Genomic DNA, 16,178 nt, shown 5'->3' with positions numbered 1-16,178 from the left:
GAGCCGATGGCCCAGGGGACGCCGACGTCGTCGGGGCCGGCGTTCAGGGTGTTGTTGGGGCCTTTGCGGTGGGTGGTGCCGATGGGGTGGATGGGCGGGAGGTAGACGACGTCGAAGCCCATCGCGGCGATCGCGGGCAGGCGGCGGGCGGCGGTGTCGAAGGTGCCGTGCGGCTGCTGCGGTGTGCCCTCGGAGCGGGGGAAGAACTCGTACCAGGATCCGTAAAGGGCCCGCTCGCGTTCCACCAGGAGCGGCAGGGGGTCGCTGCTGGTGACCAGTTCCCGCAGCGGATGCCGGGCGAGGACCGCCGTCACCTCCGGCGTCAACGCCGCCGCCAGCCGGGTGGCACAGGGCAGGGAGTCGTCGCGCAGGGTCCGAGCCGCGGCCAGGACCAGGTCCTGTCCCTCTCCCCGCGGCACCCCGGCCGCCGCACGCTCGTGGAGGTCGGCGCCCTCCTCCAGGACCAGCCCGGTGTCGATGCCCGCCGGGACCTTGATGCCGGCGGTCCTGCGCCAGGTGGTCACGGGGTCGCCCCAGGCCTCGACCCGGTAGGTCCACCGGCCCGGGCCGTCCGCGGCCACCTCGGCGCCCCACCGGTCCGTGCCCGGCGCGAGTTCCCGCATCGGGGTGAACGGGCCCGGGCGCCCCTCGGGATCCTTCAGGACCACATTGGCGGCCACCGCGTCGTGGCCTTCCCGGAAGAGGGTGGCCGTGACCTCGAACGCCTCACCCACCACGGCCTTCGCCGGCCGCCTGCCGCAGTCGACGGACGGCCGGACGTCCCGTACCGGGACACGACCGATGCTCCGGGTCGTCTTCATGGGGCTGTGCACCTCCGCCGTGCTCGACGCCCGGGCCGGCGCCCGGGCGTGGGACCGAATAGCGGCGGGAAGGTCATTGCCTTCCCGCCGGGGAGCGCCGCTCGACGACCGGCGGGCCCCGCCGGGCCGTGGCGGCCGGGCGGGGCCTGTCGTCCTGTTCCTGCAAGTAGGTGACGAGGGTGGTGCGCAGATACCGTTCGGCGGCGTCGGCCGCCTCCCGCGCGCAGCGCTTCCCCATCAGCACGCAGAGGGTGTAGCCGGAGTCCTCGAAGGTGGCCCGCGCCGTGTGGTCGGTGGGGGCCGCCAGCATCACGCGTTCCCAGGCCCGGTATCGGCGCAACTGCCGGGCGACTTCGGCTTTGGCGGGTAGCAGCATGCGCCGTTCACCTTTCCGGGGCTCGATCCCAGGCGCGTCGTCCCGACGGTCGGGCGGGGCCGTGCGCACCGATGCACGGACCCGTAACGGCGATCGAGGTCTTCACACATGGTGCACGGGTGATGACGCAACGTCTTGTTGGAAATTCAACAACCTTGGCGGGTCCTCCTCCGTTCACCCCGCACCCGGTTTCCGCCCCTTTCGCGCCCGGTTTCCGCACCCGTGCGCCTCACCCGTGTGCTCCCGTCGCTCGTGTTGCACGAATGGACCAACCCCCTCACCCTGAAGGTGACTCAGAAGCGATACCCGCTCACGTTCCGTGTTCGGGGGCTCGTCCCGCGGGGACGAGGAGGAGCGAGAGCTTCGCGGTGAGGAGCCGACGACGATGAAGACCGCAGTGCCCTGCTACTACCACCTCGACGTGGAAGTCAGCCCCGAGAAGGTGGGACAGGTCAGCCGCATACTGGCCGCTCACCTCCGGTTCTGGGACCTGGAGAACCTGATGGAACCCGTCTGCGGCGGCGCCGAGATGCTGCTGCGCGCCATCGACGAGCACGCCACCGACAAGAACACGTCGATCGAGATGTGGTGGAACGGCCAGCACCTCATCACGGCCATCGGGGACAACAACCGCGCCCTGCGCCCGGATCAGGAATTGCGCGGCTGCCTGCAGCACATCGCCGCCAGCAGCGACGGCTGGGGCTGCTGCGCCACCGAGAGCGGCAGCAAGGTCATCTGGTTCTCCCAGCGCGCCCGTGCCGGCGAACGCGTCCCCCTCGTGCCCACCACACCCGACCCGCGCGAGAGCGAGGGCCTGGACCTGCCCCGCGAGCCGAGCGTCACCACGCTCACCGGCCGCCTGCGAACGCCCGGCGGCCTCCTGGAGGAGGTCCGGTGACCCGGCGTCAGACCCGGAAAGGGGCGCCCGCGTGGAGCGGGCGCCCCTACCCGCTGGGTGCGACCTACGACGGCGAGGGCACCAACTTCGCCCTCTTCAGCGAGGTCGCGGAACGCGTCGAACTGGTCCTGGTGGACGACGACGGCCGGTCCAGGACCGTACGGCTCACCGAGGCGGACGGGTTCGTCTGGCACGGCTACCTCCCGGGCATCGGTCCCGGACAGCGCTACGGATACCGGGTGCACGGACCGTGGGCCCCGTCGGCCGGCCACCGCTGCAACCCGGCGAAACTCCTCCTCGACCCCTACGCCACCGCGGTGGACGGGCAGATCGACAACCACCCCTCGCTGTACGAGCGCGACCCGCACGGCCCCGACCCGGCCGACAGCGCCGGTCACACCATGCTCGGCGTGGTGACCGACCCGTCCTTCGACTGGGGCGACGACACCCGGCCCTGCCGCCCCTACTCCGACACGGTGATCTACGAAGCCCACGTCAAGGGCATGACCCGCACCCATCCGGACGTACCCGAGGAACTGAGGGGTACGTACGCCGGACTGGCGCACCCCGCCGTGGTCGGGCACCTCACCTCGCTGGGCGTCACCGCCGTCGAACTGATGCCGGTGCACCAGTTCGTCCAGGACGGTGTGCTGCAGGGCCGTGACCTGGCCAACTACTGGGGCTACAACACCATCGGCTTCTTTGCCCCGCACAACGCCTACGCCGCCCGGGGCACCCGCGGCCGGCAGGTCACCGAGTTCAAGGACATGGTGAAGACGCTGCACGCGGCCGGGCTCGAGGTGATCCTCGACGTCGTCTACAACCACACCGCCGAGGGCAACGAGAAGGGCCCCACGCTCTCCTTCCGCGGCATCGACAACTCCTCGTACTACCGGCTGGTGGACGGCGACTGGCGCCACTACTACGACACCACCGGCACCGGCAACAGCCTGCTCATGCGCCACCCCTACGTACTCCAGCTGATCATGGACTCGCTCCGGTACTGGGTGACCGAGATGCACGTCGACGGCTTCCGCTTCGACCTCGCGGCCACCCTGGCCCGGCAGTTCCACGAGGTGGACCGGCTGTCGGCGTTCTTCGACCTGATCCAGCAGGACCCGGTGATCAGCCGCGTCAAACTGATCGCCGAACCCTGGGACGTGGGCGAGGGCGGCTACCAGGTGGGCAACTTCCCGCCCCTGTGGTCGGAGTGGAACGGCCTGTACCGGGACGCCGTACGCGACTTCTGGCGCGGCGAGGAGCACACGCTCGGCGAGTTCGCCTCCCGGCTGACCGGCTCCTCCGACCTGTACGCCCACAACCGCCGCCGGCCCCGCGCCAGCGTCAACTTCGTCACCGCGCACGACGGTTTCACCCTGCGCGACCTCGTCTCCTACAACGACAAGCACAACGAGGCCAACGGCGAGGGCAACCGGGACGGCGAGAGCAGCAACCGGTCCTGGAACTGCGGCGCCGAGGGCCCCACCCGCGACCCGGCCGTGCTGGAGCTGCGCGCCCGCCAGCAACGCAACTTCCTCGCCACGCTGCTGCTGTCCCAGGGCATCCCGATGCTCTCCCACGGCGACGAACTCGGCCGCACCCAGCGCGGCAACAACAACGCCTACTGCCAGGACAACGAGACCAGCTGGATCGACTGGCGGCTCACCGGCGAACAGCGCGGCCTGCTGGAGTTCACGCGCACGCTCATCTCCCTGCGCGTCACCCATCCGGTGCTGCGCCGCCGCCGCTTCTTCCGGGGCGAGACGGTGCGCCACGCCGACCAGCCGCTCCCCGACCTGGTGTGGCTGCTGCCCAACGCGCACGAGATGACCGACGACGACTGGCAGCGCTCGGACGCCCACTCCGTCGGGGTGTTCCTCAATGGCGACGCCATCGCCGAACCCGGCCCGCGCGGCCGGCGCCTGGTCGACGACTCGTTCCTGCTCCTCCTCAACAGCCACTGGGAGCCGGTCGACTTCCGGCTGCCGGACGCCTCCTACGGCGAACGCTGGACGGCCCTGATCGACACCGCCGACCCGGACGGCACCCCCGACGAGTCGGAACGCAAGGCCGGCACCACCCTCACCGTCGACGCCCGCAGCCTGGTGCTGCTGTCCCGCCCGTCCCGCACGCCGGCCTGACCGGCGCGGGACCCGGGGAGGTCAGCGCTCGCGGCGCGAGGTCACCGTGAACTGGGCGCCCTCGTTGTCGCGGAGCACGGCCTCCCCGGCGTCCTCGGACAGCACACTGCCGCCGTGCCGCTCTGCGGCGCGGGCGCAGGCCGCCACGTCCTTCACCGCGAAGTGGACCTGCCAGCGGGGCCTGATGGTCGGGTCGGGCGCCGATCCCAGCGCCCCCGACTCGATGCGGGCCACGACCTCCCCGCCGCTGCGCAGCACCACTTCCTCGCCCTCGTAGTCGACCTCGCAGTAGCCGGGCTCGGCGGACGCCCAGTCGAAGACCTCGCCGTAGAAGATCGCGGCGTCGAAGGCGTCCCGGGTGTGCAGCCGGATGAACGCGGGCTGCGCCCGCTGCCAGGCGGGCCAGTCGCTGAACAGCTCGCCCTCCCACACGCCGAACGTCGCCCCGTCCCGGTCGGCCAGCAGAGCCGCGCGCCCGGGGGGCAGCGAAAGGGGGCCCACCGCCGCCGTACCGCCGCGCTCCTGCACCCGTGCCGCGGCCTGGTCGGCGCTGCGCACCGCGAAGTAGGGCGTCCACGCCACCGCCATCTGCCACATCCCGGCGACGGCGGCGATCCCGGCCACCGGCCGGCCGTCGGCCAGGGCGACACGGAACCGGTCCCCGAGGCGCATCGGGCGCCACTGCCAGTCCAGCACCGCCCCGTAGAACTCCTCGGTCGTCCGCAGATCGCGGCTGGTCAGGCTCACCCAGCAGGGCGCACCGAAGACGGAGTGCGTCGAGAAGACTTCCGTCGCGGCGGAGGAGGGCATGTCGTGGTTCATCGCAGTCGCGTCCTGATCTCGTCGGCCCGGCAGCCACCCGGATGGCACCAGTGTCAGCCGGGTACCGGCCCGGGCGCCTGCCGAGTACCCCGGCGGCGGCCCCGAAACGGTGACCCCGCACGCCCCCCGGACCACCCCGGTGGCACAGGGCGGCCCCAGTGGCGACGATGGATGGATCGGACACTGCGTGAAGGCACTCAAGCACCATGCGAAGGCACCACGTAAGCGGCACACCGGACCCGGAGGTGACCATGCCCACGGACGGGGGCGCGGACCGGATTCTCCAGCTGGAGGAAGAGGTACAGCAGCTGAAGGACGCGGTCGTCTCGCACGCGGTGGTGGACCAGGCGATCGGCATGATCGTCGCACTGGGGCGGGTCTCGCCCGACCAGGGCTGGAGCGTGCTCAAGGAGGTCTCCCAGCGCACGAACATCAAACTCCGCAACGTCGCCGACATGATCCTCGTCTGGGGACGCACCGGCCTGCTGCCGGCGGAGGTGCGCACGGTGCTGGAGGAGGTACTGGACCGGCTCGGCCCCACCCGGCTCCCCGGCGCGCCGCCGGAAGCCTGACCACCCGCGCGGCCCTGGCCACCGGCCGCCGGCCGGCGGGCCCTGGCCACCGGCCGCCGGCCGGCGGGGATCCGCTCAGCCGCTCTCCGGCCGCAGTTCCTCGCGCAGCCGGTCGAAACAGCCGCTGAGCAGCCGGGAGACATGCATCTGCGAGATGCCGAGCTGCTCGGCGATCCCGCTCTGCGTCATCCCCTTGAAGAAGCGCAGATAGAGGATGAGCCGCTCGCGCTCCGGCAGCGCCTCCAGGCAGGGCCGCACCGCCACCCGGTCGACCACCGTGTCGTAGGCCGGGTCCGGGCCGCCGATCGCGTCCCCGAGGGCGTAGCCGTCGGTGCCCGGCATCTCCGCCTCCAGCGACAGCGCGGAGAAGCACTCCAGCGCCTCCGTCCCGGTGCGCACCTCCTCCTCGGTCAGCCGGGCGTACGCGGCGATCTCGGCGACGGTGGGGGCCCGGCCCGGGGTCGTCTGGGCCAGCTCCGTCGTCGCGTGCCGCACGCGGTTGCGCAGGTCCTGGACCCGGCGCGGTACGTGCAGGGTCCACATGTGGTCACGGAAGTGCCGTTTGATCTCACCGGTGATGGTCGGCACGGCGTACGCCTCGAAGGCGTTGCCGCGCGCCGGGTCGTAGTGGTCGACGGCCTTCACCAGACCGAGGGCCGCCACCTGGTACAGATCCTCCAGGGCCTCACCGCGCCCCCGGAACCGGACGGCGATCCGCTCCGCCATGGGCAGCCAGACGGTGACCAGCCGGTCGCGCAGCGCCCGGCGCTCGGGCCCTTCGGGCAGCCCGGCCAGACGCGCGAAGTCCCCGGCCGTGTCGGGGGCGTCGTCGTGGGAGTGCGGCTTCCTGGGACTGACGGTACGCATCAGGCGCACCTCCCTGAGCGGGGTGCCGGATGGACGGACCCCGTGGGAAACGGCGACTCGGACCGGGCGGGCCCGGGGCCGGCGAGCCGGATCCCACGGACGTGCCTCCTGTCCGAAGCACTGAGCATTCCATTCCCCGTGCGCCGTCATTTCAAAACGGCTCCCGGAATTCACGAGGTCGTTCACGGGGTCCGCATTCCCCGAGGAGTACGTTCTGGATTCGAAGGAATTCACTGCGTGAAATTCGGGCCGGTGCGGCGGGCGCCCGGGTCCGGCCCGCGCCCGGCGGTGCGGACCCCTCCCGCCGTGCGCCGGTGATCACGGCGGCGGACGTGATGTGCGGCACGCCGCGGCGGCCGGTCCGGCCGGCCCGCCGGGGGATTCCTCCAGCGCAGCGCTTGATCACTGATCGGAAGGGGCGAACTGCCTGACCACAGCGCATTCCGCTCATTTGACAGTGCGCTGAGCCCACGGATAGGAAACAGCGGACAGAAGTCGAGAGGTGCACTGTGTACGAGCCGAACGTGGTCGGGGACTGGCAGGAGTACGACGAGCATGCCGGTCTGCGGGTCCGCGTCCACCGTCTTCAGCCGGGCGAACCGCCCCGGGGGCGGGACGACGCCGCCGACGGGCTGACGTACTTCAGTGTCCGCGTGACCGTCGAGAACCGCGGGGACCGGCCTTTCTGCATTCATCTCGAAGACGGCCAGATCGATGTGCGGACCGGCCCCGACGGCGAGAGCGCGTTCATCGACTGGCGCAACTCGCAGTTCATCGAGGGATTCGACGTCTACCCGCTGCGCCGTGCCACCGCCGTGCTCTACGCGGCCGGACCCGAGGCGTCCCTGACGCAGGTCGACGTCCAGGTGCAGCTGCGCGCCGACGAGGAGTGGGCGGGCCGCCGGCTGTGGACGGGCGGCGTCGGAGTGCGGGAGGGCTCCGCGGGCACACCCGTCGGCGCGGCGTCCCGGGACAGCCTCGCCCAGCAGGTGAGCGTCTTCCTCCAGGAGCAGGCGGAGGAAGGAACCTCCTGACCCGCGGTCAGTGCGGGATGCCGTCGATGATCTCGCGGGCTCCCTGACGCAGCAGCTCCACGGCGACCGAGGTGCCCAGGGTGGCCGGATCCAGCCGGCCCGCCCACTGGTGGGCGTTCAGCCGCGTCTTGCCGTCCGGGGTGAAGACACAGGCGCGCAGGGAGAGTTCACCGCCGCGGTCCACCCGCGCGTACCCGGCGATCGGGCTGTTGCAGTGGCCCTGCAGCACATGCAGGAACATGCGCTCGGCGGCGGCCTCGCGGTGGGTGTCCGGGTGGCCCAGGACACCGACCGCCTCGATGAGGGCGCTGTCGCCCTCGCGGCACTGCAGGGCGAGGATGCCCGCGCCGATGGGCGGCATCATCGTCTCGGGGGAGAGGACCTCGCTGATCACGTCGGTGCGGCCGATGCGTTCCAGCCCGGAGACCGCGAGCAGCAGGGCGTCCGCCTCGCCGTCCGCGAGCTTGGCCAGCCGCCGGTTGGCGTTGCCCCGCATCGGTACGCACCGCAGCCGCGGGTGGGTGGCGGCCAGCTGGGCGGCGCGGCGCACCGAGGAGGTGCCGATGCGGGTCCCGGGCGCGAGCTCGTCCAGGGTGAGCCCCCCGGGGTGCACCAGCGCGTCGCGGACGTCGTCCCGCTTCAGGAACGCGGCGAACACCGTGCCGGCCGGCAGCGGACGGTCGGCGGGCACGTCCTTGACGCAGTGCACGGCGACATCCGCCTCGCCCGCCAGCAGCGCGGCGTCCACCTCCTTGGTGAACGCGCCCTTGCCGTCCACCTGCGAGAGATCGCCCAGCCATGTGTCGCCGGTCGTCCTGACCGGTACGACCTCGGTGCGCACACCGGGAAGGACGGCGGCCAGTTCCTCACGCACCCGGTCCACCTGGGCGAGAGCCATGGGCGAGTCACGGGAGACGACGCGGATCGTTCCGGGTACGGACATGGCGACACGATAGACCCTCGCAAGCGCCGTCGGACCCGGAACGGCGTACGGCGTTCCGGGCGTCAACGGGCCCGCGGCGCTCAGCCGTTGGGGTCGAAGGGGATACCCGGGGGTTTGGCCGCCGCGAGATGGGACGCGAAGCCGGAGTCCTTCAGGCCGAAGTGGGCGCTGCCGAAGTCGTGGGCGGCGAGCCTGTCGCGCAGCCCCGGCGGATAGCCGTTCCAGCCGACCAGGGGCGGATACTGCCAGTCGCCCCGGTGGTTCTCCGGCGGTTCGTCGCCCGCGCCCGCCAGGCGGAAGCAGTGGGTGCCGATGCCGTCCTTGTGGTACACGATCTTCGGGTGGGTGCCGTCGAAGCGCACCGCCGACCGCGTGTGGACCGAGAACGAGCCGTGGGCGGACGTCGCGACGTAGTGGGCGGTGCCGTCCCGCACCCACACCACGACGTGCTCCCAGTCGTGGCGGTGGCCCCCGAGGCCGATGCCCGGCAGGGCCTGGTCCTTCTCGAAGTACAGGGCGTATACGACGGCGCACCAGGCATTGTTGCACCTGGAGCGGGCGTAGGGCCTGTCTGACGATTCCCGCCTGCCCCGCGACGCCATGCACGCACTCTCGCCGCACCGGGCGCAGAGCCAAGTACATCCAGTACGAGGCTCTACGCCCGGCACTCCCCCAGCCTTCGGCCGGGGGGACCCCCAGAGCACGCACCTGACGCCGCGGGGCCGCCCTCCGGGCGACGGCGGGAATCGTCAGACAGGCCCTAGCCGTTGGTGGCGGCCAGGTCCGAGGCGTCGCGGCAGTTGCCGTCGAGGGCGCCGGTCGGCCTGAGGCCGGGGTTGACGGTGCCGTCCGGGCCGATCGCCGCCGTGGGGTAGCAGCCGTCGGTGTCGTAGTCGTAGGCGGGCTGGAAGGTCTGCTCCAGGGCGTCGGCACGGGCGGGCAGGGCGGGCGGGGGCGCGGCGAAGGCGGTGGCGGGGAAGGCGATGACCAGCGCGGCCGCGCCGGCCGGGCCGGTCAGCCATCTCCTGCGGTGCGTGCGGAACGTCCTCGACGACACTGCGTCCTCCTCGTGGTCCGGGCGCAGCCCAACGGCTGTGGGGGATGGGGGAGTTCAGCATCTCGACTGGACGCATACATGCCAAGAGGGTGCGGGTGCGCGGCGGGTGGAGCGCGGCGCGGCACTCGCGGCGCCGGGCCGCGGATCACACCATGTCGTCGGGAACGTCGGCCGCCGCCTCCTCGGGGGCGAGGTCCGGCCGCAGCCGCAGCCAGGACGGCTGGCGCAGCATTCCGTCCCGGGTGCGGGTGCTGTAGCGCACCTCGCCGACCAGCCGGGGCACCACCCAGCGCGCGCCCGGCACGGCCGGCACCGGGTCGAAGGGGCAGACGTCGGTCGCCGCGGCCCGCAGCAGCGCGGCGAGTTCGCTCCGCTCGGCCTCGCTCCAGCCGGTGCCCACCCCGCCGACGTACCGCAGCCGGCCCCCCGCCCGCTGTCCGGCCAGGACCGCGCCCGGCAGCCCGCTCAGCCGCCCCTTGCCGGGGAGCCAGCCGCCGACCAGGACGTCCTCGCTGCGCATGTTGCGGATCTTGATCCAGGCGCGGGAGCGCACCCCCGGCTCGTACACCGAGTCCAGCCGTTTGCAGACCAGGCCCTCCAGCCCGTGCTCGAGGGTGGCCCGCAACGCCTGCCGGCCGTGGCCGACGATCGCCGCCGGGGTGGACCAGGCCGGCCCGTCGAGAGCCAGATCCAGCAGCGTCTCGCGGCGCCGGGCGTAGGGCAGGCGCAGCAGCGGCCGCCCGTCCAGATGCATCACGTCGAACAGCACCAGATGGACCGGGACCGCCGCGGCCCGCCGGGCCGCCCTGCCGGGGGCGTGCGCCAGGCCCATCCGGGACTGCAGCAGCTGGAAGCTCGCGCGGCCGTCCTCGTCGAGGGCGAGCACCTCGCCGTCCAGGACCGCGGGCGTGGCGCCGAGGGCGCCGGCCAGCGGATGGAGCTCCGGATACGCGCCCGTGATCTCCTGGCCGGACCGGGCGCGCAGGACCAGGGTGCCGTCCCCGGGGAGGTAGACCACCGCCCGCTGTCCGTCCTGCTTGGTCTCGTAGGCCCAGCGGGAGTCCGCCGCCGGGGGCGGCAGCGCGCCGGAGGTGGCGAGCATGGGCGGGATCAGCGGCAGGGTCGTCACGGGGGAGGTGTGAACGCCCGCGCCGGCTGCCACGCTCGCCCCGCGGGCGTTTCGCCCGAACGGCCGCCGCCCGGGTCGATTGATTGAGTTACGCAATGAGATGGTAAAGTGCGGGTATGGCCGTACCCCCGCTTTCCGACGCCCCCGCCACCCCGGAAGTGGCCGAGATCGAGCGTGCGCTGCACCGCATCACGTATCTGAGCTCGCGGGCCCGCCGGCACGAGCGGCTGACCGCGCTGGCGGGGGTGCCGCTGGACCGGGCCGCGGTCGCGCTGCTGCGGAAGATGGCCGACGCGGAGCCGATGCGGCCGGGGGAGCTGGCCGCGCAGCTGGGGGTGGAGGCCTCGCACGTCACCCGTACGGTGCAGCAGCTGGAGAAATCCGGACACGCCACCCGGGTCCCGGACCCCGACGACCGGCGCGCACAGCGCATCGAGCTGACCGACGCCGGGCGGCAGGCCGTCGCGCGGCTCCGCGAGACCGGTGTCCGCGGCATGCAGGCCGCCCTGGCCCACTGGGAGCCCGACGACCTGCGGCAGCTCGCCACGCTCTTCCACCGCATGGTCGACGACTTCCTCGCCCACGCCGCCGACGAGGACGCGGAACCCGGGTCCACCGGCTGACCCCCGGCGCCGCCGGCCGGCCGGCGGCCGACCGGTTCCTACCGTCGGGTAATATCGCGCGGCAGGCCACCGGAGGAGGAACCGTGTCACGGTCCGAACGCTCGCCCCTGCTGCTCGCCGGCCTGCTGGCCGCCGCGGGTACCGCCCACTTCGCCGCCCCGCGGCAGTTCGACCACATCGTGCCGCGCTCCCTGCCCGGCTCGCCCCGGACCTGGACCTACGCCAGCGGCGCCGTGGAGCTCGCGCTGGCCGCCGGTGTGGCGCTGCCCCGCACCCGCAAGGCCGCCGCCCTGGCCTCCGCGGCGTTCTTCGTCGGCGTGTTCCCCGCCAATGTGAAGATGGCCGTCGACTGGCGGCACCGCCCCACCCCGCAGAAGGCCGCGGCCCTCGGCCGGCTGCCGCTGCAACTGCCCCTCGTCCTCTGGGCGCGCGGCGTCGCCAGGAACGCCGGGGGCCGGCCGTGAGCGGACGCCCGGAGAAGGGCGACACGGTCGAGGACTTCGCGCTCCCGGACGAGACCGGGACCACCCGCCGGCTCTCGGAGCTGCTCGCCGAGGGACCCGTGGTCCTCTTCTTCTACCCGGCCGCCCTCAGCCCCGGCTGCACCGCCCAGGCCTGTCACTTCCGTGACCTGGCCGCGGAGTTCGCCGCCGTCGGCGCCCGGCCGGTCGGCATCAGCGGGGACCCGGTCGAGCGGCAGGCGGAGTTCGCCGGCCGGCACACCCTCGGCATGCCCCTGCTGTCCGACCCGGACGGCACCGTCCGCGAGCGGTTCGGGGTCAAGCGGGGCATCGCCCTGGCGCCCACCAAACGGGCCACCTTCGTCATCGGGCGGGACCGCACCGTCCTGGAGGCCGTCCGCAGCGAACTGCGGATGAACACGCACGCCGACCGGGCGCTCGCCGCGCTGCGCGACCACCGCGGTTGAGAGCCGGCGGCCGTGGCCTGATGCTGGACCAATGGAACAGGCCGCCGCCGCGGTGGTCGTGGATGCCCGCGGCATCGTGACGGGGTGGAGCGAGGGAGCCCGGGAACTGACCGGGTTCCCCGCCGGCGAGGCCGTGGGCCGACCCGTACGGGACCTGCTCGCCCGGACCGCCCCGCCCGGCACCGGGCCCGTCCCCTCGGGCCCGGTCACCACACGCCACCGCGAAGGCCACGAGGTGCGCCTCCACGTGACGGTCTGCCCCCTCGCCGGCGCGGACGCCGCTCCCGGCGGCCACGTCATCACGGCCGAACCCACCGGGCCGGCCGGTGCCGCCGGGTGCCGTGGGCCGGCCGAGGGGACCCTGGCCGGGCAGGTGTTCCAGCAGGCGTCGCTGGCGCTGTCCGTCGTCGACGCCGAGCGGCGTTTCGTACGGCTCAACCGAGCGGCCTGCGAGGTGCTGGGCGGGTCCGAGGACGGGCTGATCGGGCGGACGTTCCTCGACACGGTGGGGCGGGACGAGGCCACCCGCGCCGTCGACCGGTATCTGCGCCGCGTCGTCGAGACCGGCGAGCCGCTGCGCCACGAGAGCTACGGCCGGGCACCCTCCGGCGCTCGGGGCCACGCCTGGCACGTCGAGATGTGGCCGGTCCGCGACAGCGCCGGCGAGCCGGTCGGCGCCGTCATGGCGGGCCTGGACAGCACCGAACACCACAAGGCCCGCCACCGGCTGGCGCTGGTGACCGAGGCCGCCACCGCCATCGGCACCACCCTGGACGTCGTACGCACCGCCGAGGAGTTCGTGGGACTCCTGGTGCCGGCGTTCGCCGACTACGCCGCCGTCGACCTGTTCGACTGGGCCCTCGGCATCGACGAGCCCCCCGGCCGGCCGGACACCGGCGTCGTGCTGCGCCGTGTGGCGCACGCGTCCGCCAGTGAGGGCGCCGCCGAGGACACCGTGCGGCTCGGCCAGGCGGACGTGTATCCCGGCTTCTCCCCGCCCGCACGGGCGCTGCGGGAGGGCAGGGCGGTGCTCGCCGGTGCCGGTGAGCGGGACTTCGACCGGTGGATGGCCGAGCACGGCGCGCGGGACGCCGCCGTCCGCGCACACCTCGCGGGCGTCCACTCCCAGCTGTCCGTGCCGCTGCGCGCCCGCGGCACCACGCTCGGGGTCGCGGTCGCCGTCCGCAAGGGCGTCCCCGACGGGTTCACCGCCGACGACGCCGCACTCGCCGAGGAGATCGCCAGCCGGGCCGCCGTCTGCATCGACAACGCCCGCCGTTTCGTCCGCGAGCGCACCACCGCGCTGGCCCTCCAGAACAGCCTGCTGCCCAAGGGGCTGCCCGGCCAGGCGGCCGTCGAGGTCGCCCACCGCTATCTGCCCTCCCGGTCGGCGGCCGGCATCGGCGGCGACTGGTTCGACGTCATCCCGCTGGCCGGCAGCCGGGTCGGCCTGGTGGTGGGCGACGTCGTCGGCCACGGCATCCCCTCCACGGCGGCCATGGGACGGCTGTTCACGGCCGTGCGCACCCTCGCCGACGTGGACCTCCCGCCCGACGAACTCCTCACCCACCTCGACGACCTGGTCATCCATCTCGCCGGCGAGGGCGGCCACGACGAGGTCGCCGAACTCGGCGCCACCTGCCTCTACGCCGTCTACGACCCCGTCTCCCGCCTGCTGACCGCGGCGGCCGCCGGACACCCGGCGCCCGCGGTCAGACTGCCCGACGGCACCACCCGGATCGTCCCCGTGAACCCCGGCCCGCCGCTGGGCGTCGGCGGGCTGCCGTTCGAGGCGACCGGGCTCCGGCTGCCCGAGGGCTCCGTCCTCGCCCTCTACACCGACGGCCTGATCGAGGACCGCGACCGCGACCTCGACCACGCCACCGGCGAACTGTGCCGCGCCCTGGCGGCGCCCGCGGACTCCCTGGACGCCCTGTGCGACGGTGTGCTGAAGGCCGTACTGCCCGAGGAGCCCTGCGACGACGTGGCCCTGCTGCTGGCCCGCACCCGGGCCCTCGGCGCCGACCGGGTCGCCACGCGGGACGTGCGGCCCGACCCCGCGGAGGTGGCCGCCACCCGCCAGTGGGCCACCGACACGCTGAGCGCATGGGGCCTGGACGAGATCGCCTTCGTCACCGAACTCGTGGTCAGCGAACTCGTCACCAACGCCCTCCGGTACGGCGTGCCGCCCGTCCGGCTGCGGCTGATCCGCGACCGCACCCTCATCTGCGAGGTCTCCGACACCAGCTCCACCTCACCCCATCTGCGCCGCGCCCACGCCGACGACGAGGGCGGCCGCGGGCTGCTGCTGGTGGCCCAGCTCACCCAGCGCTGGGGCAGCAGGCAGACCGACCGCGGCAAGACCATCTGGGCGGAACAGCCGCTGCCGCAACACTGATCCGCCGGCCGCCGCTCAGGCCCCGTCGTCCTCCGCGGCGACCTGCGCGAGGGTACGGCCGGACCGCGCCGACCGCGCCCGCCGCGGATCGGGGGCACCGCGCCCCCCGGAGCCCCCGCGGGCCGCCCGGACCAGAAGCCACGCCTCCTCGCCGCCGTCCCCGCCGCGGAAGCGGGTGAGGGCGTACTCACCGTGCAGTTTCGAGCCGTGCAGGCGGAACGTGGCGTGCCCGCGCTCCAGCGACTCCCCGAAACCCACGGGCCTGCCCCGGCGGTCGTGGCCGAGCGGCTCGTAGGTGCCGCGGTCCCAGACGATCACCGTGCCGCCGCCGTACTCGCCCCGCGGAATCACGCCCTCGAACTCCTCGTACTCCAGCGGATGGTCCTCCGTGGGCACGGCGAGCCGCTTGTCCTTCGGGTCCGCGGACGGCCCCTTCGGGACCGACCAAGACTTCAGCACGTCGCCCACCTGGAGCCGGAAGTCGAAGTGCATCGTGCTCGCGTCGTGGATCTGCACCACGAAACGGGGCTCCGGACCCGGCCCGGCGCCGCTTCCCCGGGGCTCACCGGTCCGCTCGAAGTCCCGCTTGCCGCGGTAGTCCCGCAGCCGGTCCCGTCCGCCCACCGCGCCGCTCCTTCCCGTACGTCCGTCCCGCACGCGGGGCGCCGGGTACCCGCTCAGAACTCCTCGTGCACCTCCGGGTCCCCGCCGATCCGCCGGTGGGCGCGCTCGGCGATCGTCCGCATCTGGGCGGCGTCCAGTTCACAACCGAACACGTCGAGGTTGGCGCGCTGCCGTGCGGGGTCGGACGACTTGGGGACGGGCAGCACACCGAGCTGGATGTGCCAGCGCAGGACCGCCTGGGCCGGGGTGATCCCGTGCGCCTCGGCGACGGCGGCGACGGCCAGGTCCTCCAGGAGCAGTGAGCCACGGCCCAGCGGGCTCCAGCTCTCGACGAGCACGCCCTTGTCCGCGTGGTAGGAACGCAGCTCCTCCTGCGGGAAGAAGGGGTGCAGCTCGATCTGGTTGACCGAGGGCAGCACCCCGGTCTCCTTCTCCAGGCGCTCGATGTGGGCGGGCGTGAAGTTGGAGACGCCGACCGACCGGACCAGGCCGTCCTCGCGCAGCTTGACCATGGCCCTCCAGGAGTCGACGTACCTGTCGACGCGGGGGAGCGGCCAGTGGATCAGGTACAGGTCGACGTACTCCAGGCCGAGCCGGGCCCGGGACTCCTCGAAGGAGGCGAGGGTCTCCTCGTAGCCGTGGTGCCGGCCGGGGAGCTTCGTCGTCACGACGATCTCCTCGCGGGGCACACCGGAGGCGGCCACGGCACGGCCTACGCCGGTCTCGTTGCGGTAGTTCGCCGCCGTGTCGACCAGGCGGTAGCCCGTCTCCAGGGCCGTGCCCACCGCCCGCTCGGCCTCGGCGTCGTCCATCGGCCAGGTGCCCAGACCCAGGGCCGGGACAGTGGTGCCGTCGTTGAGGGTGTGGCTCGGAATGCTGATCACGACAGGGCCTTCCCCTTGGCAGTGTGGTCCCTCCAGCGTCGGGGACGGCGGGGGAGTGATC

16 protein-coding genes and 2 pseudogenes are annotated in these 16,178 nt (G+C 73.3%); 8 read left to right on the top strand and 10 right to left on the bottom strand.

The window, feature by feature from the left end:
- Both ACZ434_RS32085 and ACZ434_RS32080 read right to left on the bottom strand, forming a co-directional pair.
- Window positions 1-821: maltotransferase domain-containing protein (locus tag ACZ434_RS32085; RefSeq protein WP_468462136.1), on the bottom strand; the 821-nt coding region annotated here is incomplete at its 3' end.
- A gap of 73 nt (window positions 822-894) precedes the next feature.
- Complete coding sequence (locus tag ACZ434_RS32080) at window positions 895-1,197, bottom strand: DUF5133 domain-containing protein (RefSeq protein WP_468462134.1); 303 nt, start codon at window positions 1,195-1,197, stop codon at window positions 895-897.
- Window positions 1,198-1,582: 385 nt separating this feature from the next.
- Here ACZ434_RS32080 and ACZ434_RS32075 point away from each other — a divergent pair, with 385 nt between their 5' ends.
- Together ACZ434_RS32075 and glgX are read left to right on the top strand one after the other, a co-directional pair.
- On the top strand, window positions 1,583-2,095 hold the full coding sequence (locus tag ACZ434_RS32075; protein ID WP_468462132.1) for a pep a2: 513 nt from the start codon (window positions 1,583-1,585) through the stop codon (window positions 2,093-2,095).
- Complete coding sequence (glgX, locus tag ACZ434_RS32070; protein ID WP_468462130.1) at window positions 2,092-4,236, top strand: glycogen debranching protein GlgX; 2,145 nt, start codon at window positions 2,092-2,094, stop codon at window positions 4,234-4,236. The genes ACZ434_RS32075 and glgX overlap by 4 nt, the downstream gene beginning before the upstream one ends.
- Window positions 4,237-4,257: 21 nt before the next feature.
- Here the strand turns inward: glgX and ACZ434_RS32065 are convergent, their stop codons facing one another.
- Window positions 4,258-5,058: a VOC family protein gene (locus ACZ434_RS32065; RefSeq protein ID WP_468462128.1), complete on the bottom strand. Its 801-nt coding sequence runs from the start codon at window positions 5,056-5,058 to the stop codon at window positions 4,258-4,260.
- Between the two features lie 251 nt (window positions 5,059-5,309).
- Between ACZ434_RS32065 and ACZ434_RS32060 the strand changes: the two genes are divergently transcribed.
- The gene (locus tag ACZ434_RS32060) at window positions 5,310-5,630 is read left to right on the top strand and encodes an ANTAR domain-containing protein (RefSeq protein ID WP_468462126.1); all 321 of its coding nucleotides are present in this window, start codon (window positions 5,310-5,312) and stop codon (window positions 5,628-5,630) included.
- A 75-nt stretch (window positions 5,631-5,705) separates the two neighbouring features.
- On the opposite strand, the gene ACZ434_RS32055 is transcribed toward ACZ434_RS32060, so the two are convergent.
- Window positions 5,706-6,497 (bottom strand): RNA polymerase sigma factor SigF, encoded by a 792-nt coding sequence (locus ACZ434_RS32055; protein ID WP_468462124.1) that lies wholly within the window; start codon window positions 6,495-6,497, stop codon window positions 5,706-5,708.
- A 509-nt stretch (window positions 6,498-7,006) separates the two neighbouring features.
- Here ACZ434_RS32055 and ACZ434_RS32050 point away from each other — a divergent pair.
- On the top strand, window positions 7,007-7,531 hold the full coding sequence (locus tag ACZ434_RS32050; protein ID WP_468462122.1) for a hypothetical protein: 525 nt from the start codon (window positions 7,007-7,009) through the stop codon (window positions 7,529-7,531).
- Window positions 7,532-7,538: 7 nt separating this feature from the next.
- Here ACZ434_RS32050 and hemC read toward each other — a convergent pair whose 3' ends face one another.
- From hemC to ACZ434_RS32030, 4 genes and pseudogenes are all read right to left on the bottom strand, one after another.
- Window positions 7,539-8,474 carry a hydroxymethylbilane synthase gene (hemC, locus tag ACZ434_RS32045; RefSeq protein WP_468462120.1) on the bottom strand — a complete coding sequence of 312 codons (936 nt, stop codon included), beginning with the start codon at window positions 8,472-8,474 and terminating at the stop codon, window positions 7,539-7,541.
- An 80-nt stretch (window positions 8,475-8,554) separates the two neighbouring features.
- A pseudogene (locus ACZ434_RS32040) lies at window positions 8,555-9,037 on the bottom strand (NPP1 family protein); the annotation flags it as partial.
- 200 nt (window positions 9,038-9,237) lie between these two features.
- Window positions 9,238-9,531, bottom strand: a pseudogene (locus ACZ434_RS32035) (NPP1 family protein); the annotation flags it as partial.
- A 145-nt stretch (window positions 9,532-9,676) separates the two neighbouring features.
- Window positions 9,677-10,633 carry an ATP-dependent DNA ligase gene (locus ACZ434_RS32030; protein ID WP_468462140.1) on the bottom strand — a complete coding sequence of 319 codons (957 nt, stop codon included), beginning with the start codon at window positions 10,631-10,633 and terminating at the stop codon, window positions 9,677-9,679.
- 143 nt (window positions 10,634-10,776) lie between these two features.
- On the opposite strand from ACZ434_RS32030, the gene ACZ434_RS32025 reads away from it, so the two are divergent.
- The 4 genes from ACZ434_RS32025 to ACZ434_RS32010 all read left to right on the top strand — a co-directional run bounded on the left by ACZ434_RS32025 (window position 10,777) and on the right by ACZ434_RS32010 (window position 14,609).
- Window positions 10,777-11,283 (top strand): MarR family winged helix-turn-helix transcriptional regulator, encoded by a 507-nt coding sequence (locus ACZ434_RS32025; protein WP_468462118.1) that lies wholly within the window; start codon window positions 10,777-10,779, stop codon window positions 11,281-11,283.
- Window positions 11,284-11,366: 83 nt separating this feature from the next.
- Window positions 11,367-11,747, top strand: a complete 381-nt coding sequence (locus ACZ434_RS32020) for a DoxX family protein (RefSeq protein ID WP_468462116.1) — start codon at window positions 11,367-11,369, stop codon at window positions 11,745-11,747.
- Entirely contained in the window at window positions 11,744-12,211 is a 468-nt protein-coding gene (locus ACZ434_RS32015; protein WP_468462114.1) for a peroxiredoxin, read from the top strand. Before ACZ434_RS32020 ends, ACZ434_RS32015 begins: the two co-directional genes overlap by 4 nt.
- Before the next feature lie 31 nt (window positions 12,212-12,242).
- Window positions 12,243-14,609: a SpoIIE family protein phosphatase gene (locus ACZ434_RS32010; protein WP_468462112.1), complete on the top strand. Its 2,367-nt coding sequence runs from the start codon at window positions 12,243-12,245 to the stop codon at window positions 14,607-14,609.
- Between the two features lie 15 nt (window positions 14,610-14,624).
- Here ACZ434_RS32010 and ACZ434_RS32005 read toward each other — a convergent pair whose 3' ends face one another.
- Together ACZ434_RS32005 and ACZ434_RS32000 are read right to left on the bottom strand one after the other, a co-directional pair.
- Window positions 14,625-15,233 (bottom strand): DNA polymerase ligase N-terminal domain-containing protein, encoded by a 609-nt coding sequence (locus tag ACZ434_RS32005; RefSeq protein WP_468462110.1) that lies wholly within the window; start codon window positions 15,231-15,233, stop codon window positions 14,625-14,627.
- Window positions 15,234-15,286: 53 nt separating this feature from the next.
- The gene (locus ACZ434_RS32000; RefSeq protein WP_468462108.1) at window positions 15,287-16,117 is read right to left on the bottom strand and encodes an aldo/keto reductase; all 831 of its coding nucleotides are present in this window, start codon (window positions 16,115-16,117) and stop codon (window positions 15,287-15,289) included.
- Window positions 16,118-16,178 lie beyond the last annotated feature (61 nt).

Source organism: Streptomyces sp. NPDC030893 (assembly GCF_055571535.1).
Note: the sequence above shows the minus strand (reverse complement) of the source record. Positions and strands in the feature narration are given on the sequence as shown.

What these genes read in the sequence shown, in the direction of transcription:
- ACZ434_RS32080 (WP_468462134.1), bottom strand. Translation starts at nt 1,197, where the DNA reads ATGCTGCTACCCGCCAAAGCCGAAGTCGCCCGGCAGTTGCGCCGATAC.
- ACZ434_RS32075 (WP_468462132.1), top strand. Translation starts at nt 1,583, where the DNA reads ATGAAGACCGCAGTGCCCTGCTACTACCACCTCGACGTGGAAGTCAGC.
- ACZ434_RS32065 (WP_468462128.1), bottom strand. Translation starts at nt 5,058, where the DNA reads ATGAACCACGACATGCCCTCCTCCGCCGCGACGGAAGTCTTCTCGACG.
- ACZ434_RS32060 (WP_468462126.1), top strand. Translation starts at nt 5,310, where the DNA reads ATGCCCACGGACGGGGGCGCGGACCGGATTCTCCAGCTGGAGGAAGAG.
- ACZ434_RS32055 (WP_468462124.1), bottom strand. Translation starts at nt 6,497, where the DNA reads ATGCGTACCGTCAGTCCCAGGAAGCCGCACTCCCACGACGACGCCCCC.
- hemC (WP_468462120.1), bottom strand. Translation starts at nt 8,474, where the DNA reads ATGTCCGTACCCGGAACGATCCGCGTCGTCTCCCGTGACTCGCCCATG.
- ACZ434_RS32030 (WP_468462140.1), bottom strand. Translation starts at nt 10,633, where the DNA reads ATGCTCGCCACCTCCGGCGCGCTGCCGCCCCCGGCGGCGGACTCCCGC.
- ACZ434_RS32025 (WP_468462118.1), top strand. Translation starts at nt 10,777, where the DNA reads ATGGCCGTACCCCCGCTTTCCGACGCCCCCGCCACCCCGGAAGTGGCC.
- ACZ434_RS32010 (WP_468462112.1), top strand. Translation starts at nt 12,243, where the DNA reads ATGGAACAGGCCGCCGCCGCGGTGGTCGTGGATGCCCGCGGCATCGTG.